Origin of the sequence: Propionispora vibrioides (assembly GCF_900110485.1) — a bacterium.
Taxonomy (GTDB): Bacteria; Bacillota; Negativicutes; order Propionisporales; family Propionisporaceae; genus Propionispora; species Propionispora vibrioides.
This window is the reverse complement of sequence record NZ_FODY01000018.1, coordinates 70,867-92,695: the sequence shown is the minus strand read 5'-3', so window position 1 is coordinate 92,695 and position 21,829 is coordinate 70,867. Positions and strand designations below refer to the sequence as shown.

The 21,829-nt window shown below is 44.0% G+C and carries 25 protein-coding genes; 22 read left to right on the top strand and 3 right to left on the bottom strand.

Annotated elements, in window-relative coordinates; translation table 11 throughout:
• Together BMW43_RS21385 and BMW43_RS14110 are read left to right on the top strand one after the other, a co-directional pair.
• Positions 1-220: hypothetical protein (locus BMW43_RS21385; RefSeq protein ID WP_439331453.1), on the top strand; the 220-nt coding region annotated here is incomplete at its 5' end.
• A 256-nt stretch (positions 221-476) separates the two neighbouring features.
• Entirely contained in the window at positions 477-1,088 is a 612-nt protein-coding gene (locus BMW43_RS14110; RefSeq protein WP_091748845.1) for a DNA-3-methyladenine glycosylase, read from the top strand.
• Positions 1,089-1,238: 150 nt separating this feature from the next.
• Here BMW43_RS14110 and BMW43_RS14105 read toward each other — a convergent pair whose 3' ends face one another.
• Positions 1,239-2,672 carry a Na+/H+ antiporter NhaC family protein gene (locus BMW43_RS14105; RefSeq protein ID WP_091748843.1) on the bottom strand — a complete coding sequence of 478 codons (1,434 nt, stop codon included), beginning with the start codon at positions 2,670-2,672 and terminating at the stop codon, positions 1,239-1,241.
• A gap of 256 nt (positions 2,673-2,928) precedes the next feature.
• On the opposite strand from BMW43_RS14105, the gene BMW43_RS14100 reads away from it, so the two are divergent.
• Complete coding sequence (locus tag BMW43_RS14100) at positions 2,929-3,480, top strand: macro domain-containing protein (protein WP_091748841.1); 552 nt, start codon at positions 2,929-2,931, stop codon at positions 3,478-3,480.
• Positions 3,481-3,752: 272 nt separating this feature from the next.
• Here the strand turns inward: BMW43_RS14100 and BMW43_RS14095 are convergent, their stop codons facing one another.
• Positions 3,753-4,958, bottom strand: coding sequence for an MFS transporter (locus BMW43_RS14095; protein WP_091748839.1), 1,206 nt, complete (start codon positions 4,956-4,958; stop codon positions 3,753-3,755).
• Between the two features lie 159 nt (positions 4,959-5,117).
• Here BMW43_RS14095 and BMW43_RS14090 point away from each other — a divergent pair, with 159 nt between their 5' ends.
• Together BMW43_RS14090 and BMW43_RS14085 are read left to right on the top strand one after the other, a co-directional pair.
• Positions 5,118-5,456, top strand: coding sequence for a winged helix-turn-helix transcriptional regulator (locus BMW43_RS14090; RefSeq protein ID WP_091748836.1), 339 nt, complete (start codon positions 5,118-5,120; stop codon positions 5,454-5,456).
• 262 nt (positions 5,457-5,718) lie between these two features.
• Positions 5,719-6,432, top strand: coding sequence for an SDR family oxidoreductase (locus BMW43_RS14085; RefSeq protein WP_091748834.1), 714 nt, complete (start codon positions 5,719-5,721; stop codon positions 6,430-6,432).
• A gap of 262 nt (positions 6,433-6,694) precedes the next feature.
• On the opposite strand, the gene BMW43_RS21215 is transcribed toward BMW43_RS14085, so the two are convergent.
• Complete coding sequence (locus BMW43_RS21215; RefSeq protein WP_091748831.1) at positions 6,695-6,925, bottom strand: hypothetical protein; 231 nt, start codon at positions 6,923-6,925, stop codon at positions 6,695-6,697.
• Between BMW43_RS21215 and BMW43_RS14075 the strand changes: the two genes are divergently transcribed.
• The 17 genes from BMW43_RS14075 (at position 6,903) to BMW43_RS14005 (ending at position 21,641) form a co-directional block, all read left to right on the top strand.
• Entirely contained in the window at positions 6,903-7,148 is a 246-nt protein-coding gene (locus BMW43_RS14075) for a YciI family protein (protein WP_091748828.1), read from the top strand. The two genes, BMW43_RS21215 and BMW43_RS14075, sit on opposite strands and share 23 nt — an antisense overlap.
• Positions 7,149-7,402: 254 nt before the next feature.
• A complete protein-coding gene (locus BMW43_RS14070) occupies positions 7,403-8,209 on the top strand; it encodes a sorbitol-6-phosphate dehydrogenase subunit (RefSeq protein ID WP_091748825.1) in 807 nt (268 codons plus the stop codon).
• A gap of 62 nt (positions 8,210-8,271) precedes the next feature.
• Positions 8,272-9,690 (top strand): PTS transporter subunit EIIC, encoded by a 1,419-nt coding sequence (locus BMW43_RS14065; protein WP_218140693.1) that lies wholly within the window; start codon positions 8,272-8,274, stop codon positions 9,688-9,690.
• 58 nt (positions 9,691-9,748) lie between these two features.
• Positions 9,749-10,180: a PTS mannitol transporter subunit IIA gene (locus tag BMW43_RS21380; RefSeq protein WP_218140692.1), complete on the top strand. Its 432-nt coding sequence runs from the start codon at positions 9,749-9,751 to the stop codon at positions 10,178-10,180.
• A gap of 275 nt (positions 10,181-10,455) precedes the next feature.
• On the top strand, positions 10,456-11,166 hold the full coding sequence (locus BMW43_RS14060) for a DeoR/GlpR family DNA-binding transcription regulator (protein WP_218140691.1): 711 nt from the start codon (positions 10,456-10,458) through the stop codon (positions 11,164-11,166).
• Between the two features lie 39 nt (positions 11,167-11,205).
• Complete coding sequence (locus tag BMW43_RS14055; RefSeq protein WP_091748823.1) at positions 11,206-12,372, top strand: mannitol dehydrogenase family protein; 1,167 nt, start codon at positions 11,206-11,208, stop codon at positions 12,370-12,372.
• A gap of 83 nt (positions 12,373-12,455) precedes the next feature.
• The gene (locus BMW43_RS14050; RefSeq protein ID WP_091748821.1) at positions 12,456-13,118 is read left to right on the top strand and encodes an HAD family hydrolase; all 663 of its coding nucleotides are present in this window, start codon (positions 12,456-12,458) and stop codon (positions 13,116-13,118) included.
• Between the two features lie 57 nt (positions 13,119-13,175).
• Positions 13,176-13,919 carry a ribulose-phosphate 3-epimerase gene (locus BMW43_RS14045; protein ID WP_091748819.1) on the top strand — a complete coding sequence of 248 codons (744 nt, stop codon included), beginning with the start codon at positions 13,176-13,178 and terminating at the stop codon, positions 13,917-13,919.
• Positions 13,916-14,473 (top strand): 6-phospho-3-hexuloisomerase, encoded by a 558-nt coding sequence (hxlB, locus tag BMW43_RS14040; RefSeq protein WP_091748817.1) that lies wholly within the window; start codon positions 13,916-13,918, stop codon positions 14,471-14,473. Before BMW43_RS14045 ends, hxlB begins: the two co-directional genes overlap by 4 nt.
• A gap of 738 nt (positions 14,474-15,211) precedes the next feature.
• Positions 15,212-16,183, top strand: a complete 972-nt coding sequence (locus BMW43_RS14035) for an ankyrin repeat domain-containing protein (protein ID WP_091748814.1) — start codon at positions 15,212-15,214, stop codon at positions 16,181-16,183.
• A gap of 38 nt (positions 16,184-16,221) precedes the next feature.
• Positions 16,222-16,416, top strand: a complete 195-nt coding sequence (locus tag BMW43_RS21210; RefSeq protein ID WP_177173606.1) for a hypothetical protein — start codon at positions 16,222-16,224, stop codon at positions 16,414-16,416.
• Entirely contained in the window at positions 16,406-17,077 is a 672-nt protein-coding gene (locus BMW43_RS14030; RefSeq protein WP_177173605.1) for an ATPase, read from the top strand. Before BMW43_RS21210 ends, BMW43_RS14030 begins: the two co-directional genes overlap by 11 nt.
• 118 nt (positions 17,078-17,195) lie before the next feature.
• Positions 17,196-17,912, top strand: a complete 717-nt coding sequence (locus BMW43_RS14025; protein WP_091748811.1) for a metallophosphoesterase — start codon at positions 17,196-17,198, stop codon at positions 17,910-17,912.
• 19 nt (positions 17,913-17,931) lie between these two features.
• Positions 17,932-18,084, top strand: a complete 153-nt coding sequence (locus BMW43_RS21205) for a hypothetical protein (RefSeq protein WP_177173604.1) — start codon at positions 17,932-17,934, stop codon at positions 18,082-18,084.
• A 208-nt stretch (positions 18,085-18,292) separates the two neighbouring features.
• The gene (locus BMW43_RS14015; protein WP_091748807.1) at positions 18,293-19,321 is read left to right on the top strand and encodes an ROK family protein; all 1,029 of its coding nucleotides are present in this window, start codon (positions 18,293-18,295) and stop codon (positions 19,319-19,321) included.
• Between the two features lie 56 nt (positions 19,322-19,377).
• Positions 19,378-20,571, top strand: coding sequence for an MFS transporter (locus BMW43_RS14010; protein WP_245732483.1), 1,194 nt, complete (start codon positions 19,378-19,380; stop codon positions 20,569-20,571).
• Between the two features lie 326 nt (positions 20,572-20,897).
• Positions 20,898-21,641 carry a GDSL-type esterase/lipase family protein gene (locus BMW43_RS14005; protein WP_091748804.1) on the top strand — a complete coding sequence of 248 codons (744 nt, stop codon included), beginning with the start codon at positions 20,898-20,900 and terminating at the stop codon, positions 21,639-21,641.
• Positions 21,642-21,829 lie beyond the last annotated feature (188 nt).

Below are 21,829 nucleotides of genomic sequence, written 5' to 3'. Positions count from 1 at the left end.
CAAACAGATAAATGCCAAGCTGGTTGGGCACTTTCGCTACTATGGGGTAACCGACAACAGCAATGGAATCCATACCTTTGGATACTGCGTACGGCGTAAATTGTTTGAAATACTCAATCGCAGAAGCCAAAAGAAGAGCTTGACGTGGGAAGGATTTGCAAAACTAACAGATAGATTCCCGCTAGCAAAAGCGAGAATCTATGTGAATATCTATGGCTAAACGTAAGTAAATGCTGCTATGAAGAGCCGGATGCCTTAATAGGGCAAGTCCGGTTCCGTGAGGGGGGCTGGAATGTGAGTTCCGCCTCTACTCGACTGACAATCGGTCCTTGGTGATCTTGTGCCGGAGGGAACATTTATTAAACGTAATTGATTGTAAGTTTTGCTAAGTAAGAGTAAAATGAGCATAATTAATTCAAAAGAACGGTACAGAAAAGCCTTGGGGCAAGATGGGGCAAGAAAGGAAGATTTATGGGATGAAAAAGCTGACCAGAGAATTTTATAACAGGGATTCCGTCATCGTAGCCAGAGAGCTTCTGGGCAAAGTCCTTGTCCACGAAGTTGAGGGACAGAAAGTAGCCGCTAAGATTGTGGAGGCAGAGGCGTATATGGGGATCGAAGACAGGGCGGCTCATTCTTACGGCGGAAAGCGAACCCCGCGTGTAGAGGTGATGTATGGGGATCCCGGATTTTCCTATATCTTTATCATCTATGGAATGCACTATTGTTTCAATATCGTAACTAGGGAAAAGGGAACTCCTCAGGCAGTTTTACTCAGAGCGGCTGAACCGCTACAAGGAATCGAACAAATGGCGCAAACAAGATACAAGAAGCCCTACGGGCAGTTGACGAAAAGTCAAAGAAAAGGTCTAACCAATGGTCCCGGCAAATTATGCAAGGCCCTGTCCATAAATAAGAACTTCAATGGAATGGATTTGTGCGGCGATGAACTATATATTGAGGAAGGGGAACCGCAGGAGTTTAACATCATCACAACAACCCGTGTGGGGATTGATTATGCCGGAGAGGCCAGGGAGTACCCCTGGCGATTCTATATAGAAGGAAATGAATACGTGTCTGTAAAGTAAGAAGGCTTAAAACCTTCAGGCGAGAAACGGCAGGGGCCTGACAGCAATAAGCAAAATAAAAATATAGGCAAAAACCGAGCGCTCTCACACTCGGCTTATTTTGTTATGCATTTTTTGCTGTTCCTGACTTTAAGTTAGCAGGTTTCCTTGTTAAAGCAAGGCATAACCTAGTGCCAGATAGAGCAGGGCTGCGGTCCCGATGGCAACCAGCCCGTAAGGCAGGACATAGCTGATATGACTGGTTACCGGAATGTCCATAACCGCCGCTGTTAAGACCGGTGTTTCACCCAAAGGGGACAGATTGTCGCCAATTGAGCCGCCGGCCAATACCGCACCGACTACGAGCGGAACATTGGCGCCGGTAGTTACCGCTAAGGACAAGGCTAGCGGCATAATCAGAGCCCAGGTCCCCCAGGAAGAACCCATAAAATAAGAAGCCAGTCCGCCCAGGGCAAATACAATAACGGGGACCAACTGTGGTGGCAGGGTATTTCCCAGCAAACTGCCGATAAAAGGACTGAAGCCCAGTTGCTGGGTTATGCCGGTAAGCGCCCAGGCCAGGGTCAAAATAACGATGGGAGGCAGCATTTCGGTTCCACCGCTCAAAAAATGGCTTTGCAATTCTTTCATGGGGATTTTTTGCAGCGCATAGAGCAGAGTGGTGCCTACCAGTGTGGCGAAAGTAGCGACAAAAATGGCTTTTTCATAATCAGCATTGAGCAGCGCTTCGACTAAGGAGGCCGCTCCTTTAGCTTGGCCGGTCCACCATAACAGATATGTAATTAACGCCAGTAAGAAAATCAGCGGCAGGAGCAAGTTGGCGATCCGGGGAGGTACCTTTTCCTGATAATGATGTTCATCGTGAGCCTCATGGGAATCATGGTCGCCGGTACCCACTTCCGGCTTATAGGCAGGCTGGGCCAGCTTCAGCCAGTTAAACTGGAAGGAGTAAAAGATAGCAAGGAAGCTGATCCCTAGCATACTGATAGAGTAAAAGTTTAGGGCGATGGCCGACAAATAGAGGCGGTACGGATTGCCGGTAAGGCCGACTTGGGCCATGGACGAACCGATAACCCCCAGGATATAGCCGACATAGGTGGTCGCAAAGGGGATGAGTGCGATGAGCTGAGAAGAGGTGGTATTGACGATAAGAGCCAGTTTATCCTTGGAGCCGTCCACCTTTTCCAGTAAAGGTTTACTGATAGCCCCTGTGGCAATAGTGTGAAAACAACAGTCAAGGAAGGTGACCGGCGAAGCCCACAGTACGCTGAGCAGGGCGCCGCGTTCGGTTTTGATATACGGTTCCGTAAGTTTGGCGAAGCCTGAGATACCGCCGCCTACCTTAAATATTTCGGCCAGCGCACCAAAGCTGAACAGGAACAGGATAATATAGGCGTGGCTTTCCTCGGATACCACGCCGGCCAGGGTCTGACCGGCCAGCAGGACGGACCCCAAGAGGCTGCCACCCGACTGCAAGAAGGTCCCGGCCAGCAGTCCCAGTACCAGCGACGGGATAATTCGCTTGGTAATCGCCGCGCCCATAATAGCCGCTAACGGCGGTATGATACTGTAAAAATTCGGCAAGATTGATCTCTCCTTTGGTAATATCGGCTTAGTATTAGCCGAAAAGCTGTCGGTTATGAACAGCGGCTAGAGTAAAGGAGCCGTGTTATTTTGGCTGTCTGGTTTTTAATTGGTTGCCAATGAATTTCAATGAGTTTTGGGTACTAAAGGGGGAAGTTGCAGGACTACAGTTTGTGTTGGAGAATTGGTAAAATATTCATAGGAAATTGAAGATCAAACGGCAACCAGAATGATGCAGGGAGAATGGTGATAAATAATGATAAGTGTGGGTAAGAAGGCTATTGGTATTAAACAGGGCGATATAACGGCGGAAAATACCGACGCAATTGTCAATCCCGCCAACTCCAGGCTGCAGCATGGCGGAGGCGCGGCGCGGGCGATAGCGGTCAAAGGCGGACCGGAGATACAAAAACAAAGCAACGATATTATTAAAAGAATCGGATTAGTGCCCGTCGGCAAAGCCGTGCTCACCGATGCCGGAAATTTGCCCTGCAAATTTGTGATTCATACAGTCGGCCCCCAGTGGGGCGAGGGAAATGAACACGAGAAATTGAGGAAGGTCATTATAAGTGTACTTACCTTGACTGAACTGTATAACTTAAAATCTGTCTCTATGCCTGCCATATCCAGCGGTATTTTTGGCTTTCCCAAAACAGATTGCGCCAAGATACTGATCGAAACTGCATATCAGTTTTTGCAGCAAGACGGAGTAGGGCTTGAGCATATCGTCATGTGCAATTTTGATGAGGAGACTTATCAAATATTTTTACGGGAAGAAAAAAGGTTCAGTGAAGGGTTAAAACTGTGATTCTAAGAGCTGCGCATTGCGAACGGTAGTAAAGTGAATCATAGTTTAGGTCAAATGAACCGTCCCCGAGAGTTGGAAAATATTCTTTGACGACCGACTGGGCTAGCTTGATAGCCAGGCTGCTTTCCGTATAATGCTAACAAAGGGGCAATCAGCCTATCTGACTGTTTTGCCTCCTAAAAAAGATTGTTCTTTTTATGCTGTGTGGAGTTTATACAAAATCAGAGAGGCACCTCTTTCTCAATCGCTTTTTGTATTTGAATTCCAAATTTTCAACAACGGGAGCAAGGAATTTTGAAAGCTGTTTCTTCCGTTTTTCGATCAAATGACCAGCTTATTAGAGTGATAATTAGGCCGACTGCCGTAACGGCTGCAGCTGCCATTGGGATTGCGTTCAGTCCGTAAATATCAATAACAAGGCCGCCAAGGAACGCGCCGCCGGCATTACCGAGATTAAATGCACTGATATTCAATGATGCTGCAATGCTGGGGGCGGTCTTGGCCATTGCCAGTACCCGCATTTGTAATGCCGGTACAATAGCAAAGGCCGCAAAGCCCCACAAAAAAATAGTAACCAGTGCTGTCCACTTTTCTTGGCTAGTGAATGTGAAGGCAGCAAGAATAGCGGATAGGGCTATTAATATCCCGATTAAGGACGGCATGAGCTTCCAGTCTGATAGTTTCCCGCCGGCTATATTTCCAATAGTCATTCCCAAGCCAAACAAAAGCAAAATGGGGGTGATTGTCTCCTTGCTGAAGCCGGTAATATCAGTTAAAATTGGGGCAATATATGTGAAGGCGGTAAAAACCCCGCCAAAACCCAGAACCGTCATCAGCAAAGCGAGTATGACCTGCTTGTCAAATAATACCTGCAGCTCCTGCTGTAACTTTGCTGGAGGGGTTAACTCCAACTTGGGAATCAATAGGGCAATACCAGCCAGAGAAATGCCGCCTAATAAGCTAACAAAGCCGAAGGTTGTCCGCCAACCCCAGTTGTGACCGATAAACGTACCCAAGGGTACACCCAGAATATTAGCCAAAGTCAGCCCGGCAAACATCATGGCCACTGCACGGGACTGCTGCTCTGGCGGTACTAATCGTGTGGCAAGGACGGAGCCTACTCCGAAAAAGGTTCCATGAGTAAAAGATGCGATAACTCGAGCTGCCATCAGAATCGAGTAGTTGGGAGCGACGGCAGCTAACAGGTTTCCGGCAATGAAAACTAACATCAAGCGAAAGAGTAAGTTTTTTTGAGGTAACTGCCGTGTTAGCGTGGTGATAATTGGTCCTCCAATAGCCACTCCCAGGGCATAGCCGGTGATTAACAGACCCGCCGCACTGATAGATACATTCAAATCATTGGCAACCTCTAATAAGAGGCCCATAATGACAAATTCAGTAGTGCCAATAGAAAATGCACTGATTAATAACGCAAGAATTGCATACGGGATTTTTCTTTCGGGTTTATTTTCCTTCATAAGAAGAACTCCTTTCTTACACATGGTTCATTTGCTGTTATTATAGATTGCTTTGTGTATTTGTGGAAGTAGTGATATTAATTTCACATAATTTCCTGAAGGGAAGTTTTATGATACAATAGGGTAGACGAAGAAGAAAATTGCGAGGGGGTACTTGATATGGAAAATAGGGAAATTGTTGTTTTGAGTAAAGGGATACCGGGAGAAGTCTGCCCCATTGCTAAAACTCTGGATGTAATTGGCACGAAGTGGACATTTCTGATCATAAGGGATTTAATGCTGGAGGGCGTGATGAGATTTAGTGATTTACAAAGATCCATGACGGGAATTAGTCCTAAGACGCTTTCACTTCGTCTGCGTGAATTGGAAGAGCATCAGATCATTAACCGGAAGGTATATCCGGAAGTGCCGCCGCGGGTGGAATATTCTCTTACCGAAAAAGGAAAGCAACTGCAAGGAATTTTGGTCGAAATGAAACGTTTTGGATTGACTTTATAGAAGGATTACATTGTCTCATTACTAACCTGGCTGCATGCATTGCGGCCAGGTTTTTGCGAATTTTTATGTTTTCGGCTGGGCTCCCTTGAGACGAAAGGGTGTAAATATATATGTGGTAAATTTTTTACAGGCATTGGTGTAATAAAAACTCAAAAATTCCATTTGGGAAACTATATGAATTTAAATACACTACTTCACAATATGAAGTTATGGAATTATAATAACCTCAAAAGCCGGAACAGGCATGAAGGAGGATTTTAAGATGTTGCAAAATAAACGGGTTGTCATAATTGGCGGGAGTTCAGGAATTGGATTGGCGGCAGCGAAGCTCATACTAACGCAGGGGGCTGAGGTTATCATAGCCAGTCGTTCTTCGGAAAAACTTGAAAAGGCTAAAGCGGAACTGGGAGGAAAAGTAATATCTTATGCAGTGGATATTAGTAATGAAGTGCAGGTCAAAGCTTTTTTTGAAACGGTGGGCCGTATAGACCATTTAGTAGTTACGGCTGCTGAAACCTCCGGCGGAGCGTTTCTTACCTCGGACTCTGTGGCGGATCATAAGATGTTTGAGAATAAATTCTGGGGGCAGTATTACGCGGTAAAATATGGGGCACCGCTAATGTCCCATGGCGGATCTATTACTTTGTTCTCCGGAGTTGTAGCTTATAAAGCTATGATTGGCTCGGCTGCTCTCAGTGCAATTAATGCGGCGGTAGCCACTTTAGGCCGGACCCTCGCATTGGAACTGGCCCCCATCCGGGTTAATGTGATATCACCGGGGATTATTGATACTCCATCCAGAAGTAAAATGCCGGAAGCCGCTCGAAAACAATTTTATTCGGACATAGCCGGTAAGCTTCCGTTAAAAAGAGTAGGAAACCCGGAGGATGTTGCTAAAGGGATTGTCTATTTACTGGATAATGATTTTGTGACTGGTACTGTGCTGCATGTAGATGGAGGGCACACGTTAATCTAAAAGTCCGGCGGTGATATGTCAAACAGTTAAAACGAGAGAAGTTTGCAAAACGCGAGAAGATTACCGCAAAAAAAGGAACTGCCTGACAAGCCCCGCTTCTGAATTTTTTTAAAAACGGGGCACCCAAGGTCAATTACGGCTATGCCGTAATGGGTATATACAGTCGATTTTCTTTTAGGTATGATGTGCTTGGATAGCACTGTCAGGGCTGTAATGGGTATATACAGTCGATTTTCTTTCAGCAGATGAAAGAGCAAGCGAACTAATTTTCTGGCAGTGCTCCGAAGCTGAATAGGAACAGGATAATATAGGTGTGGTTTTCTTCGGATACTACGCCGGCAAGGGCTTGGCCGGCCAGCAGGACGGATCCCAAGAGGTTGCCACACGACTGCAATAAGGTATCGGACAGCACTAGCGACGGGATAATCCGTTTGGTAATCGCCGCGCCAATAATGGCTGCTAACGGCGGTATGATACTGCAAGAATCCAGCAAGATTGATCTCTCCTTTGATAATATCGGCTTAGTATTTCTGATGTCCGGCCGGCAGAATCCCCGTGAGGAAGGTATTATCCTTGCACAGGCCAATAGCCGGACTGAGATTGATGAAATCATTCAACAGGACCCATTCTATACGAACCAGGCGGCGGAATATACGGTGATTGAGTTTTTACCGTCTAAATGTGCTGCGGGACTGGAAAGCTTGATTAAGCAATAACAATAGGGAAATATAGCCGGATAAAAGCCAGGCAGCCAAATCAGAAATGATTTAGCTGCCTGGTTTTTTAATTGGTTGACGATGAGCTTTTTATATAATCATCCCTTGACAGAATTATCGGAAAAATAAAAAAAGTATTGACTATGCGTTTTTATGCGTTTATAATCGAAGATGAACTTGATAAAAAAGCATATAAACGCATATAAGTGCTTTTGTTCGGGTTGGATCTATGGAATTAAAAGGGAGGAAAAAGAATGGCAGTTGCGAAGTGGTTGGATCTTACGGGCAAGGTTGTTGTTGTAACAGGCGGGAGTTCTGGGATTGGGGAACACATGATTGAAAATTTAAGTGTTAACGGAGCGTATGCAGTTATTGCGGATTTAAAATTTAATGAAAAGTTTGCGGGGATTCCCAATGTTTCCTTTGTGGAATGCGATGTATCGCAAAAGAAAAGTGTTGTTAATATGGTGGAGGCTGTTGTCGAAAAATACGGCAGGTTTGATGCGATTGTTAATAATGCCGGTGTCAGCCGGCCAAGGATGCTGGTAGATTATTATGGTGAAAAGCCTGAATATGAAATGACGGAAGATGATTTTGATTTTACATACCGGGTCAATCAAAAAGGCGTGTTTTTATGTGCCCAGGCGGCGGCCAGACAGATGATTAAGCAACGTTCCGGAGTGATTATCAATATGTCATCCGGAGCGGGTTTGAAGGGCTCCAAGGGACAGTCGGCATATTCCGGCACGAAAGCGGCGGTTCATTGCTTCGCCAAGGCATGGGCGAAAGAACTTGGCCCTTACAATATCAGAGTTATCGGTGTTGCGCCGGATGTAAACGAACGGACTCCCATGAATAACGATGCTGCATGGGCGGCGCTTGCGTATACTCGCGGCACAGATCCTAAAAACACCGTCTCAGACTATACCAAAAGCATTCCTTTAGGGAGGCCGGGAAAACTGGACGAGGTTGCGGATTTAATTTCGTACCTGGTGTCGGATCACTCCAGTTATATTACCGGTACAACCATTGATATTTCCGGTGGCAAAATCTCCATGTAGCTTAAAAAGATTACCTGGTTCATTTCAATAGTCCGGTTTATTAATAGAGTGAGGTGTGGTAAATGGTACTTGCTAAAATTAGAAAATTCGGCGGCTATATGAGTAACATGGTAATGCCTAATCTGGGTGCATTTGTTGGCTGGGGACTGTTAGCGGCATTATTCATTCCCACAGGCTGGATGCCTAATGCGGAATTCAATAAATTGGTTGGTCCGGGCCTGCGGTTTATGTTGCCGACACTGATTGGTTATACGGCTGGCTATAATATTTATGGACAAAGAGGCGGAGTTATTGGTTTATTTACGACAATGGGAGTTATTATAGGTTCTGAAGTTCCGATGTTTAGCGGTGCTATGATTATGGGGCCGTTATCAGCATGGCTGTTAAAGAAATTTGATGGAAATATTGGCAGTAAAGTAAAACCAGGGTTTGAAATGCTGATTAATAATCTAAGTCTGGGAATTCTTGGGGCCATGTTAAGTCTGATTGGATTTATTACCATAGGCCCGGCTTTTAATACAGTGGTCATGGTGTTCTCCCAGGGGATCAATTATTTGATGAACAATGGCCTGTTGCCGTTGGTGTCGATACTAATGTGCCCGGGGCAAGTGCTTTTTCTTAACAATGCGATTAATCATGGCATACTGTCGCCGATTGCGTATCAACAAGCATCGGAAATTGGAAAATCTATTGTGTTTATGATTGACAGCAACTGCGGTCCCCTGTTAGGTACTTTGCTTTCTATTGCTGTCTGGGGCAAAGGAAAAGCAAAGAAAACAGCACCGTTAGCGATGTTTATCGCCGGTATTGCCGGGATTGGTGAAGTGTATTTCCCCTTTATTCTTGCTAATCCGATTATGATATTGGCAACCATGAGCGGGTTGGCCGTATCGCTATTCTTGCTGGTAGCGCTGGGCGGTGGATTGGTGGGCATGCCGTCTCCCGGTTCCTTGATCATGATTGCCATGATGACACCCAAAGATTCTATCGTTGCTAACTTTGTTGCAATTGCTTGCGGCTTTATTGTAGCTTTTTGTGTAGGTACTCTGTTGCTGAAAGTTTTTGGTTCTCCGGATGATGAGGAGGCAGATGCTACTTTGTCTATGGTTGACGGGCTCAGCAGAGGCAATCTGGACGCACAGCCGGAGTTGGCCTCTTCTGCTTCTGCCGAAGCGTCAGGTGGCCAGATAAAAATGGTGGTTGTAGCTTGTGATTCCGGAATGGGGTCTTCGGCAATGGGGGCATCTGTATTTAAAAACAGATTGAAAAAAGAAGGCATTAACCACATCGTTGTCGAGCATGCCGCAACCGGTGCTATCAGTCCCGATGCCGATTTGGTATTGACGCTGGCTTCCTTAATAGAACGGGCGAAGATCAGTTTGAACAGCACGAAAGCCACGTTTTTACCATTGGATAATTTCTTGAAAAATGAAAATTATGATGAAGCCATACGGGTAATTAAACAACGTAATAACATGTAAGATTGCACATTTATTACTTGAAGAGATCGGCTTATAAAGATAAACAAGGAAGGTTACTATGTCTGAAATTTTGAACGTAAATAATATCAGATTACATCAACATTTCGCTGATAAAAACGAAGCTATCGCTTATGCCGGTAATGTACTGGTTGAGAATGGATACGTTACGGCAGAGTATATTCAGTCTATGCTGGAGAGAGAGCAAGATGTCTCTGTGTATATCGGAAATCATTTAGCGATACCACATGGAATGCCGGATAGCGCACCTTATATCATCAAATCAGGGATAACAGTTGTCCAGGTTGCCGGGGGTGTTCGTTTCGGTGATGATATAGCCTATATTGTTATCGGTATTGCGGGCAAACAGGATACTCATATTGAAATTTTAGAAAAAATAGCCTTGGTTTGCATGGAAGAAGAAAACGTTGAAAAAATGCGACGGGCCACAACAAAAGAAGAAATTCTGGCTGTTCTAGGTGATTTCTCGTGACGGGCTGCCGGGCGGCCATGACAGACTCATAAAGATTATTTGGGTCTATTTTACAAAATAAGAAAGAGTTCCCTGCTGTCGCGGAGAAAGCTGACAGCAGGGAACCCCCAATTTGGCTAAACCTGTTTATGAAGATAGAATTATTTTAAAGTTTAGCTTTTAGCAATCACATTCACGAACGGAGCCTGCTTTTTGTTGAAAAAAAACTAGAAAATTTTCCTAATTATTTATAATATAGTAAAAGGAAAAGTGTAAAACATAGGAGGCTTTAAAACGTGAAAGCGACAAAAATGATAAAAGCGGAACGGCAAAATTTGATTTTAAACATTATGAATAAAGAAAAAAAGATTATTGCCAGTGATTTAAGCATTCGGCTTAACGTGTCGGAAGACACCATACGGAGAGATTTAAATGAGTTGGATGAGAAAGGTTTATTAAAAAGAGTGCATAGCGGTGCTATAAAAATTGGCCCGGCCGTTGTTGACTTTAATACCAGAGAAGACTTGAATTTGGAAGAAAAGATTCGTTTGGCAAAAAAAGCGGTACATTATATTAAAACAGATGATGTTGTGATTATTGATGGCGGAACGACAAATTATCAATTAGTCAAACAGCTTCCTAAAGATATACGCTGTACAGTCATTTCCAATAGTTTGCCAATATTGACGCTGCTAAATGAGTATCCCAATGTGACGGTTGTCATGTTAGGAGGAACTTTATTCAAGCAGTCAATGGTTTCCGTTGGGTATGAAGTAATCAGACAATTGGAGTCAATCCATGCCGATATATACTTTATGGGCGTAGCTAATATCGACGAAGAAATTGGGATTACCGTAGTGACATTGGAAGAATGCCAGACAAAACAAAAAATGCTGCATGTGGCAGCTAAAACGATTGCGCTGGTTACTAAGGAAAAGTTAGGAACCGTTTCAAATTACATCATAGGAAAAGTTGGCGATATTACTTATCTTATTACGGATGATTAACGATAGAAGGTAAGGTCGCCGGCTTATGGAGGAGAATGTATGAAAAGTATTTTAATTGTAGGCGCCGGGAGATTAGGAAAAGGTTTTATTGGTGAAACCTTCGACAATGCAGGCTGGAAAATTTCTTTTTTGGATAAAAACGAAGAGGTTGTTGAAAATTTAAAGCAAAGCAAGGCCTATCATGTGACCGTACACCGGGAAGACAGGATCGATCAACACGAAGTAAAGGGGTTTGAGGTGTTTGGCTGTTCAACAGATTATCCTTGTATGGAGGCTGTTCTTTCTGCAGATGTTATTGCGCTGGTGATTTATCCGGAAGATTTTGCAGATGCAGCGAACTACTTAGGGCCCTGTTTAGCCAAACGGGCGCTTTTGAACCCGACAAAAGATCTGGATATACTTTGTTTGACCAATAAAAATTATTTAATGCCAGGAATTGAGACCTGTTTTTTAAACGCCCTTGGGACAGATGCGGCAAAAGCCTGGTTTAAAGAACATGTGGCGTTGCGAGATACGATCATTAGACGGGGTACGGATGCACAGTCCAATGCAGCCTTGCAGGTACGTACTACCGCCGTATTGTCCTTATTGATCCAGTCGCCGCTTTTAGTTGGCCTGGATGATGTGGAATGGATGGAACCATGCGATAATCTGGAGCTTTTAAAAGACATCAAAGTATTTATTGTAAATGGTCCGCATGTCACCGCCGCATTTGCCGGATATTTAAAAGGTTACCGGACAATTAATGAAGTCCGGGCCGATCCGGAATGCGCTGCTTTGGTAAAGGCGGTTCACGGAGAAGCTTATGAAGGTATTTTACGGGAATATCCGATAACTAAAACTGATCTGGATCGGCTATCTGTGTTTCCTGTGGCAAAGGGAGAAATGGAAGACCAAATTTATCGGGTGGCCTATGATCCAATCCGCAAGTTAGGGAGAAATGACCGTTTGACAGGGATGGCTATGATTTGTTTAAAGAATGATATAGATCCGGTCGCCATTATACAGTCCATTGCCAATGGCTTTGCGTATACGAATCCCCAGGATCCCATGGCGGTAAAACTTCAGGAGGAAATAAAAGAGCAAGGAATTCGTTATTGCATTATGAAATATTGCGGATTGGAAAACAATCATTCCTTGGTCTCCAGAATAGAAACATGCTATGACAAAATAATAAATGATCTGCAGATACAGCCGAAGCAATAGAAAAAATCAGAGAAAGATTGAATTTTACGTAAAGATAGTGAAATTCAATCTTTTTTATCAGACCGGCGAAAGGAGGACGGTGGATGATCAAGCTTATTATCTTTGATATGGATGGACTCATGTTTGATACAGAACGTTTATCCAACACATGCTGGTTAGAAGTCTGTCATTCTTATGACTATAACGTGCCGGAAGCTTTACTGAATGAAACCAAAGGAGCAACCGTGCAGTTTGCCCGGGAAAAATATAACGGTTTTTTTGGAGAAGAATTTCCCTTTAATGAACTTTATCAAAAGAAAGCAGACCGTATGCGTAATTACATAAAAAAGTACGGTGTTCCCCAAAAGAGAGGGTTAGCCTCGTGTCTGGAATGGGCAAAGGAAAAAGGTATGTACCTTGCACTTGCTTCTTCCAGTTGCCGTGACTCCATTGACTTTTATTTAGACAAAACAAACTTAAGCGATGCCTTTAATCTGGTTGTGAGTGGCGATCAAGTTGAAGCAGGGAAACCACATCCGGAAATTTTTCAGACATGCTGTGCCAATTGTGGAGTAGAAGCCGGGCAGACCCTGGTATTGGAAGATTCATATAATGGCATCTTGGCTGCAAATCGCGCGGGGATTAAAGTTGTTTGGATACCGGATATAGCCATCGTTCCCGATGAAGGTAAAAAACTGATTTATCGGCAAATACCGGATTTGACATTCATTCCGCAGTTTGTCGAAGCTGAATTATCTTTGTTATAGCTTGGATCAATGCGGGAAGAGGTGGCCACCGGAACTATTGTTAGGAGGGGAAGCTGAATGGAAAATAACTTCTTATTAAAAAACGGTAGCGAGATTGTTATTTCGCCATCGCTTATTTGTGCAGACTTTTGTAACTTGCTGGACCAGATAAAAGAAATAGAAAAAATAGGTGTTACTTCGCTGCATGTGGATCTGATCGACGGGCACTTTAGTCCAAGTATGCCGCTGGGATTAACGGTCATTGAACAATTACGCTCTAAATCCAGCCTGGACTTTGATGTTCATATTATGGCTGAAGATAACGAGTTTTTTATTAAGGAACTGATAAACATCGGCGTACAGAGTATTACCTTTCATTATGAAGCGGCTCTTCATGGAGAGAGAATGCTACGATTAATTAAAGCAGCCGGCATTAAAGCCGGTATTGCTCTGAATCCGGCAACTCCTTTGCAGGTCATGCATTATTTACTTGAAAGCTGTGATTATGTCCTGCTGATGCTGATTAGTCCCGGCTATGCCGGACACAAAGGGGAAACCATGGTGCCTTACGCGTTGAGAAAAATTAGAGAATGCAGAGAATATATAGAAAAGCAGGGACTGCAGTCTAAAATTATTGTAGATGGGCGGGTTTCTCTGAACGTTATAGCCGATGTCGTAGCCGCGGGAGCAGATTGCCTGGTTGCGGGAAGTACCAGCTTTTTTTGGAAGGGGGCTTCCTTACGGGATAATTTCACGCAAATGAATAAAGAGATTCAACTTGGTTTGGCAGCCAGAAATCATGGAGGCGGCGGAGGCAAATGAACTATCAACAAACTTATCAATCTATTTTAGCGGAATGCAATATTGCATTGGCAAAAGTACGGGAGGAAGATATCAAACAATGCATTGAATTGATCCTACAAGCGGATAAGGTATTCTTTATTGGTGTTGGCCGGGTTAAGCTGGAGATTGAGGCCTTTGCCAAAAGACTTTCCCATTTAGGAATTTACACGGTTATTGTGGGACAAATTACCGAACCGGCCATGACCGACAGAGATATCTTGATTGTTGCATCGGGAAGTGGAGAATCCCTGATACCGGTGGCCATAGCGCAGAAAGCAAAAACAATAGGCGGGAAAATAATACACTTTGGCTCCAATCCACATAGCAGCCTAGCACCGATAACGGATTTAATGGTGAGAATACCGGTGCAAACGAAACTTTACTTACAGGATGAAGTCCAATCGGAGCAACCCATGTCCAGCCTGTTTGAACAAAGCTTATTACTTCTGGGAGATACTATTGCTAAAATGATTGTGGAGAAAAAAGAAATTCAGCTAAAAAATTTATGGAAGTTTCATGCTAATCTTGAATAAACTTAAAAAGTTACTCCATCTGGGGCGTCATGCTGCCTTAGATGGAGGTTTTCTTTATTAGGAAGGAATATGATTTTTACCGTCTAAATACGCCGCCGGACGGGAAGGCTTGATTAAACAATAACGGTAGAGGAATAGTGAGACAGTTACCCCCAATGCGGGGAAACATTCACAAGAAAAGTATTTTCTTACTCTCCTGGGAAAATATGCTATAATAGGTTTGTAGGCTGCTCGGGGGACGGTTAGCTCCTTCCTTTCCAGGAAGGGGATGGTAAGATGACTGTTTATGAGGCATTGACATTTGCGGTCGCATTTGCCACGCTCATGGTATTGGTCATGACCCAAAAGAAATAACCGCCCCTGCTCAGATGGCGGTTATTTCCTAATAACATGCAATTTGGGCTAGCCGTTTTCCGGTTAGACAGCCTGTAGGGCTGGCGTGTGTCGAGCACGCCAGTCCTTTTATTATATTATACCCATGATGAGAAAATATGCAACTAATCAAGGGAAAATTTGGTGCCAGAAGCTTAAAAAATTAGTTGTAAACTATATAGTAACCCACTTTAACAAAAAGTTAAATGATCACAGACCCTTCCGGTTTGATCGCTTGTTTTTTATAAAGCTGGTTCTTGATGAATTATTTGTAAGTTTTGGTTATTTCAGGACGAAATGTGAAGGACTATGGTCCCGTCTTAGAGAATTGGTAACAGATTCCTATAAAAATCAGGGAGGATATTTATGAAAAAAATATTGTTATTTGTTTTTGCAATTCTAATTCTATTGAGTGGCATCTGTTTAGCTGCAACGCCGGAAGAAGCAAGAGTTGGATTAGCCCAATTGAAAATTTCCTATAACGAAAATGCTTTTCTTAGAGTGATACAACAAAAAGATAATGCGGCTTTGTCTTTATTTTTAGATGCGGGTATGGATCCGAATTACATTAGTTCCAATAATACGACACCGCTTACAACAGCGGCCTATTCTAACAACTATGAGGCTGTAAAAATATTAATGGAAAAGCCTAATATAGACTTAAACTGGAAAGATAATAAAGGCAGAGGGGCAGCTGATATAGCTGAACTGTTTGGCAATACAGAAATTGTTAAACTATTTAGGGAAAAGGGGATAGAACCTGCTGTAACTAGAGAGCCGGTATTATCAGATATTGATAAACAAAAGGCTTTGTCTGCAGGTCGAACCTTAGCGCAACAAAAAAATATTGCATTTGTCAGTAATAACTCAGCAAAAGTATCTAAGGGCGGTTTCTTCTCCGCGGTAGAAGCTTCAGGCGATGCGTATTGGTTAACACCGTTTGCGGGGATTGCAACAGAAAGTATTCTATCGGAGAAAACTTTTGAACCAATTAAAGTCGATAGATTGACTATACTGGCTAATTCTTATCAGGCAAGGGTCGTTTTTACTTTTAATCAATATAATGCAAATAACCTTGGCAGCATAAGGCTTGTTGCAATTCAAAACGGAAATAATATATTCCCCTATAGTGTGATGTACTCTTTTCCACAATTCGACGGATCATGGGCTCATATGGGAGTAACTGCCTATTTTAATGCATATGATATTAATCCTTTGCAACCTGTTGAACTTAGAGTTGTTACGAAGGCGAGCAAAGACATGGTCTTTACTTTTGACCAGAAAAACGGAGCCGATCGTACGTTTTATGATGCAAACCGTATTGGCTATAATTTTTAAATGACTTTTGCAATAGACGTTGGGGCGGTGATATATAAATGAAAAAACTATGGGAGCTAACTAAAGAAGAAAGTGAAGCCCTGTTCGCCGATGCGGCGCGGCAGGCGATAGAAGAGACCCATGCTGCGGGTAGGCCAAGTACTCATGGGGATGAGAGTGGCATATACTATGTATATCAGGATGGCCGTAAAGAGTATAGTACGCTGTATGAGGATGAACAGAATGAGAAATGATAAGCCGGTACTGGTAGTGTTTGCCGGGCCCAATGGTTCCGGTAAAAGTACGATGAATAAAATAGCTATCCAGAGAGGCACATTGGACGGTCCTTATATTAATGCTGATGACATGACCAGAGAGAAGCTGGGCGATGTGGATGTAAAAACTGTCAGTCAAGCGCAAATGGATGCTATAAATCGTGATGCGGCAAATCAGGCGGATCAATTGCGTCAGCAAGCTATCGACGGGCGGATTTCGTTTATTACCGAAACGGTTATGTCTACACCGGCTAAAATCCATCTTATGAGCCAGGCTAAGGCTGCCGGCTATGAAGTTTGCCTAATCTATGTAACAACGCAAGACCCGGCGATCAATGTCCAGCGGGTGCGGGACAGGGTAGCAAAAGGCGGGCATAATGTACCTGAAGAAAAGATAGCGGCCAGATATACCAGGGCTATGGGGCTTTTGCCTATGGCGATTCAAGTTGCGGATATGGCTAGAGTCTATGATAATTCTTCTGAACGGCCGGCACTGGTCTTTGAAAAAACGGGTAAGAATGAATTGAAGGCATACCCGCTTAGTGAATCAGGAGAGCAATACCAGTGGAATCAGGCAACGCTGGAACAACTTAAACGAAATATTCTTAATGAAGCGATAAATAATAAAATCAGTGAGTAAAGGCAGACATAAGCGGATGGATAGGGTAAAGGAATCCTTCCGCTTATATTTTTTCTATCTTGATAGAGGCTTAATGGTTGGGGGGATATTAATCAAAAATAAATAAGCAGGTGAGTTTATGCGTGTAGTAGACAGGATACTAGCCATTTCCGATATTCATGGGGAAAGCAGAAGCCTGTTGGCTTTATTAAAAGTATGCGATTACGATCCCAACAATGATTTGCTGGTCATTGTCGGTGATTTGTTGGACCGGGGCCGCGAGAACCTGGAAACCCTGGCGATTTGCCAAAAGCTTCAACAGCAAGGAGCGATTGTACTCAAGGGAAATCACGAAAGATTTGCTCAGGACAGTATTGTGGAAATGCTGACAACGGAAAACTGGCGTACCCAGCCAAGTGAAGATCTGTATAATTGGTATATGTATCATGGTGGATATTCCACGTTTCAGGAAATTAAAAACTTACCGCCCGAAGGCCTCGAGCATATTTTGCAGTTCATCAGTTCCTTACCCTTTTATTACACGACAGGCCGGTATATTTTTGCCCATGCCGGAGCCAATACGACGAAATCTATTGAAAACAATGAGGAAAATGACACAATCTGGATGGACGAATCGTTTCCGTTTTGTCCGGCTTATCATGATAAAATGCTGATATTTGGGCATGTTCCCACCTGGAACTTGTCTCCTTACAATCCGAAATTTAATAAGAGGAAGCAGGCAAAAATCTGGTACGATAAAGTCTATAAGGACAAAATTGGGATTGACTGCGGCAGTTGCTTCGGCGGGCGGCTGGCAGCACTGGAAATACCAACGTATCGGGAGTTTTATGTATAGCGGTGCAGGCGGACAGCGTTTGTCTGATGATGAAAAGGATGATATAGAGAGCATGGAACTGTGTAAACCTCCAAGCTGGTGTAAAGTAAAAGCACCGGGCTTGGAGGTTTTTTTATGGCGAATTGATGAGATAGAGATAGTGTTTTTAGTAATTGACAAAGAAGAGCATTAATACTATATTATTAATATAATACTTTTAATAAGAGTTATTTAAAGTATTGTTGAAAGAGCGGCTGGAATGTAGCAGGTATATAACTATACCTTTTGTTAACGCTGAATGAATTAAAAAAGGCATTATGTTCTCGGCTCTTAGCGCGGATTGACTTTTGCTAAGCTAAGCAAACTGTAAAATGAGTTAGATAGATAAGGAGACGTGTAAGATGCCAATAGTTAATAATACTATCCGGGTTAAACAGGTCAATGTTGAATTGGTTAAGACCGCATTGAAAGCTTTAAAAGGCGGCACCAAAATCACGTTGGCCAATGCAACTGGCTTAAGTGTCGCAACCTGCGGCAATATTTTAAACGAGCTATTGGAACGGGGCGAAGTCATCGAGACTGACTTAGAACAGTCCAGCGGCGGACGTCCGGCCCGGCGGTTTATGTACAACGCAAATTATTCTTATATTGCCTGTATTTATGTAAGTAATGAAGGCGGAAGGCAGCGGATCATTTATGCAGTTGCTAATTTGATCGGTGAGATGATTGCGCAGCAGACGGTTGAGGTTCCCCTCATAACTTATGAAGTTATAGATAATCTGGTGGAAGAACTCATTGACCGCTACGAAAATATTACGGCCCTTGGAATCGGTGTACCCGGGCTTGTGAACAAAGGCTTTATTGTTTCCTGTGACATCAAGGAACTGGCAGATATCGCCCTGGCAGCCAGATTAAAGGAAAAATATAATGTAGCGGTTACTGTGGAGAATGATGTCAATCTAATCGCCTATGGCTTTTACCAAAAACAAAAATATGACGAAGACAAGACCATAGCGGTGGTCATTTTTCCCCGCGATAATTGTTCCGGGGCGGGCATTATGGTCGATGGTCACATTGTTCGAGGCAATACTAACTTTGCCGGGGAAGTCTCGTATTTACCCTTTGATATTTCACGGGAGGAACAAATTCAACAGCTCAACCGGGCCAATTCGGTTTCCCTTTTAATGGTAAAGACGATTGTATCGATCATTGCCGTCATTAATCCGGAAACCATTGTGCTGACAGGCAACCTGGTCCGGCTAGATATGCTGGAACAGTTTTATACTGACTGCGAAGCGATCATACCGCAGGAACATATGCCACAGCTCCTGATTGAGGAGAATATCCAGGGTGATTATATCAATGGCTTGATTGCCATTACCCTGGAAAGCCTGGCCTGTGATGTTCAACTGATCGAAAAAAGATTGTAGTCTGTTCCGCTAGTAGAGAATTCTCGTTATAATTCGTAGGATGGGCAGGGGATAACATGGCTAAAATGGGTAATGCATTGCCCTTTGCTGAGGGCACGCTTTCTAAACAACAGGTACCGGGGTTTTGGGAACAAGTATCCACCCGGGTTGCTTTTTTTATTGCCGGTTTTGGCATCTCGGCCTGGGCTCCGCTGGTTCCCTATGCCAAGGCGCGCCTCGGTGTTGATGAGGCTGCGCTTGGTTTCCTTTTATTGTGCCTGGGAGCTGGCTCGATCAGTATCATGCCTTTTGCCGGGTTGCTTGCGGCACGCTTTGGCTGCCGGCTGATTATTGGGCTTGCCAGTCTGTTCCTGTGTATTACTTTACCCTTTCTTGCTACGGTGGCAAGCATACCGGCAGCCGTAGTTGCCTTGCTGGTCTTTGGCGCCGCAGTTGGTATGATCGATGTGGTCGTCAATATCCAGGCTGTGATTGTTGAAAAAGCCAGTGGCCGGCCCATGATGTCCGGTTTTCATGGACTCTGGAGTGTCGGCGGTTTTGTTGGGGCCGGCAGTGTGAGCGGCTTGCTGGAAGCCGGTGTATCGCCAGTGGCGGCAATGCTAGGTGTTGTAGTGATAATCCTTGGCCTGTTAGTGATGTTTGGCAGGTACTTGCTGCCCTACGGAAGTGAGGAAAAGCAGGGGCCCTTATTTGTTTTGCCTAAGGGCATTGTCCTTTTCATCGGGATTTTATGTTTCATAGTCTTTCTGGCCGAAGGGTCCATGCTGGATTGGAGTGCCGTATTTTTAACTTCACTGCGCGGTGTTGAACTGTCGCAGGCGGGGCTGGGCTATTCTTTATTCTCCGTTACCATGACGATCGGCAGATTAACGGGGGACCGGATTGTTGCCAAATTCGGCGGCAAGAATGTGATCCTGTTTGGCGGGATTGGTGCGGCAGCAGGGATTGCCATTGCCGTATTCGTTCCAACCTGGACGGCCGCGCTGTTTGGTTTTGCCTTGCTGGGACTGGGATCTTCCAATATCGTTCCGGTGTTGTATTCCGTACTGGGCCGCCAGAAAGTCATGCCGGCAAACCTGGCCGTATCAGCCGTTTCTACCCTGGGCTATTCAGGTATTTTGGCCGGGCCGGCGCTTATCGGTTTTATGGCTCATTCAATCAGTCTTCCGTTTGCCTTTGTTGTTGTTGCTGCAACAATGCTGATGGTGGCAGCCAGCTCAGTCATTGTTGCCAAAAACAGTACACCGTAAATCCGATAAATAAAAGGGTAAAAGATCTGCTATGGAGATCCGGAGAACTAAACCTCCAAGCTGGTGTAAGTAACGCACCGGACTTGGAGGTTTTTCTTATAGCCAAAATAAATGCTCCCGTTATAGACAGAAGCATTAAAAATTAACATACTGGCAACTAAAAACTTATTAATTTGAAGGAGTTGTTAGGTGTTTCAGCGAAGTATCCTTTTGGTTCACAAGTTACTAGGTGATTTATATATATAAGGGGACTGAACTGGCCTCCGGAGGCAAGCTGCAGTACTACTTTTTGCCCAAGCGACAGCTACATTATTGGAGGAATTACTATGAAAATTCGCTACATCACGATTGCCTTACTCGCTTTATTTATCGGTCTTACCCATTTCTACTCTCCCCTGGCAGCCATTGCCCAGGAAGATGAGGCGCGTTTCTGGGACTGGAGCAATCAGTTGGGCCGTACACCGCAGGATCCGCCGTATCTTACACTCCATTACCGGGTGCGCAGTCTTTACTTTTCGCTGGAACCTCACTCGGTTCATCCGATTGTTTTCCTGGGTGACAGCATGACCGATGAAGGGAACTGGTCTCAACTATTTCCGCAATACCCCGTACTAAACCGGGGGATTGGCGGTGACAGCACGTTAGGTGTCTTGCAACGGCTGCAACAAGTGACAGACCTGAAACCGGCCAAGGTGTTTATTATGATCGGTACCAACGACCTTTGCTATAACCGTGCCATTCCTGATATTATGGAAAACTATCAACGCATCATTGATCAGCTAAAACAAAAATCGCCGGAGACTAAAATTTATGTGGAAAGTGTCCTGCCATTTAATGATGAGCTGTTTCCGGCCAGGAATAAACGGACCAACGCCAACATTAAGCAGCTTAACCGCCAGATTGAGCAATTGGCTAAGAATACCGGCTGCCGCTATCTTAATCTCGTACCTGCCTTTAGCGATTCCAACGGACGGCTTCCTGCTATTTATACAACCGATGGACTGCATCTGAATGAGCTTGGCTATCATGTTTGGCGAGACCAGATTGCCAATCAGGTAAATCTTACTTGAGCTTGCTCTAGCAGTTTCGGTGATGATCACTTTTAAATGAATAAACTGCAGGTCTAAGACCGTTCTTGAGAGAAAGCCTTTCGGTTACAGTGGCTATGGCTCCCGGGAACGGTCTTAATAATAATGAGCAGTCATCTTGAATAATATCGAAATATCCTATATAATGTAATTACAAAGTAATTACTTAG

Bases quoted from the DNA above. Each gene is read 5' to 3' on its own strand.
- BMW43_RS14085 (WP_091748834.1), top strand. From the start codon at position 5,719: ATGTTGCAAAATAAACGGGTTGTCATAATTGGCGGGAGTTCAGGAATT.
- BMW43_RS14015 (WP_091748807.1), top strand. From the start codon at position 18,293: ATGCCAATAGTTAATAATACTATCCGGGTTAAACAGGTCAATGTTGAA.
- BMW43_RS14050 (WP_091748821.1), top strand. From the start codon at position 12,456: ATGATCAAGCTTATTATCTTTGATATGGATGGACTCATGTTTGATACA.
- BMW43_RS14095 (WP_091748839.1), bottom strand. From the start codon at position 4,958: ATGAAGGAAAATAAACCCGAAAGAAAAATCCCGTATGCAATTCTTGCG.
- BMW43_RS14070 (WP_091748825.1), top strand. From the start codon at position 7,403: ATGGCAGTTGCGAAGTGGTTGGATCTTACGGGCAAGGTTGTTGTTGTA.
- BMW43_RS14030 (WP_177173605.1), top strand. From the start codon at position 16,406: ATGAGAAATGATAAGCCGGTACTGGTAGTGTTTGCCGGGCCCAATGGT.
- BMW43_RS14100 (WP_091748841.1), top strand. From the start codon at position 2,929: ATGATAAGTGTGGGTAAGAAGGCTATTGGTATTAAACAGGGCGATATA.
- BMW43_RS14045 (WP_091748819.1), top strand. From the start codon at position 13,176: ATGGAAAATAACTTCTTATTAAAAAACGGTAGCGAGATTGTTATTTCG.
- BMW43_RS14010 (WP_245732483.1), top strand. From the start codon at position 19,378: ATGGCTAAAATGGGTAATGCATTGCCCTTTGCTGAGGGCACGCTTTCT.
- BMW43_RS21380 (WP_218140692.1), top strand. From the start codon at position 9,749: ATGTCTGAAATTTTGAACGTAAATAATATCAGATTACATCAACATTTC.
- BMW43_RS14090 (WP_091748836.1), top strand. From the start codon at position 5,118: ATGGAAAATAGGGAAATTGTTGTTTTGAGTAAAGGGATACCGGGAGAA.
- BMW43_RS14005 (WP_091748804.1), top strand. From the start codon at position 20,898: ATGAAAATTCGCTACATCACGATTGCCTTACTCGCTTTATTTATCGGT.
- BMW43_RS14065 (WP_218140693.1), top strand. From the start codon at position 8,272: ATGGTACTTGCTAAAATTAGAAAATTCGGCGGCTATATGAGTAACATG.
- hxlB (WP_091748817.1), top strand. From the start codon at position 13,916: ATGAACTATCAACAAACTTATCAATCTATTTTAGCGGAATGCAATATT.
- BMW43_RS14055 (WP_091748823.1), top strand. From the start codon at position 11,206: ATGAAAAGTATTTTAATTGTAGGCGCCGGGAGATTAGGAAAAGGTTTT.
- BMW43_RS14075 (WP_091748828.1), top strand. From the start codon at position 6,903: ATGATACTGCAAGAATCCAGCAAGATTGATCTCTCCTTTGATAATATC.
- BMW43_RS14025 (WP_091748811.1), top strand. From the start codon at position 17,196: ATGCGTGTAGTAGACAGGATACTAGCCATTTCCGATATTCATGGGGAA.
- BMW43_RS21210 (WP_177173606.1), top strand. From the start codon at position 16,222: ATGAAAAAACTATGGGAGCTAACTAAAGAAGAAAGTGAAGCCCTGTTC.
- BMW43_RS14035 (WP_091748814.1), top strand. From the start codon at position 15,212: ATGAAAAAAATATTGTTATTTGTTTTTGCAATTCTAATTCTATTGAGT.
- BMW43_RS14110 (WP_091748845.1), top strand. From the start codon at position 477: ATGAAAAAGCTGACCAGAGAATTTTATAACAGGGATTCCGTCATCGTA.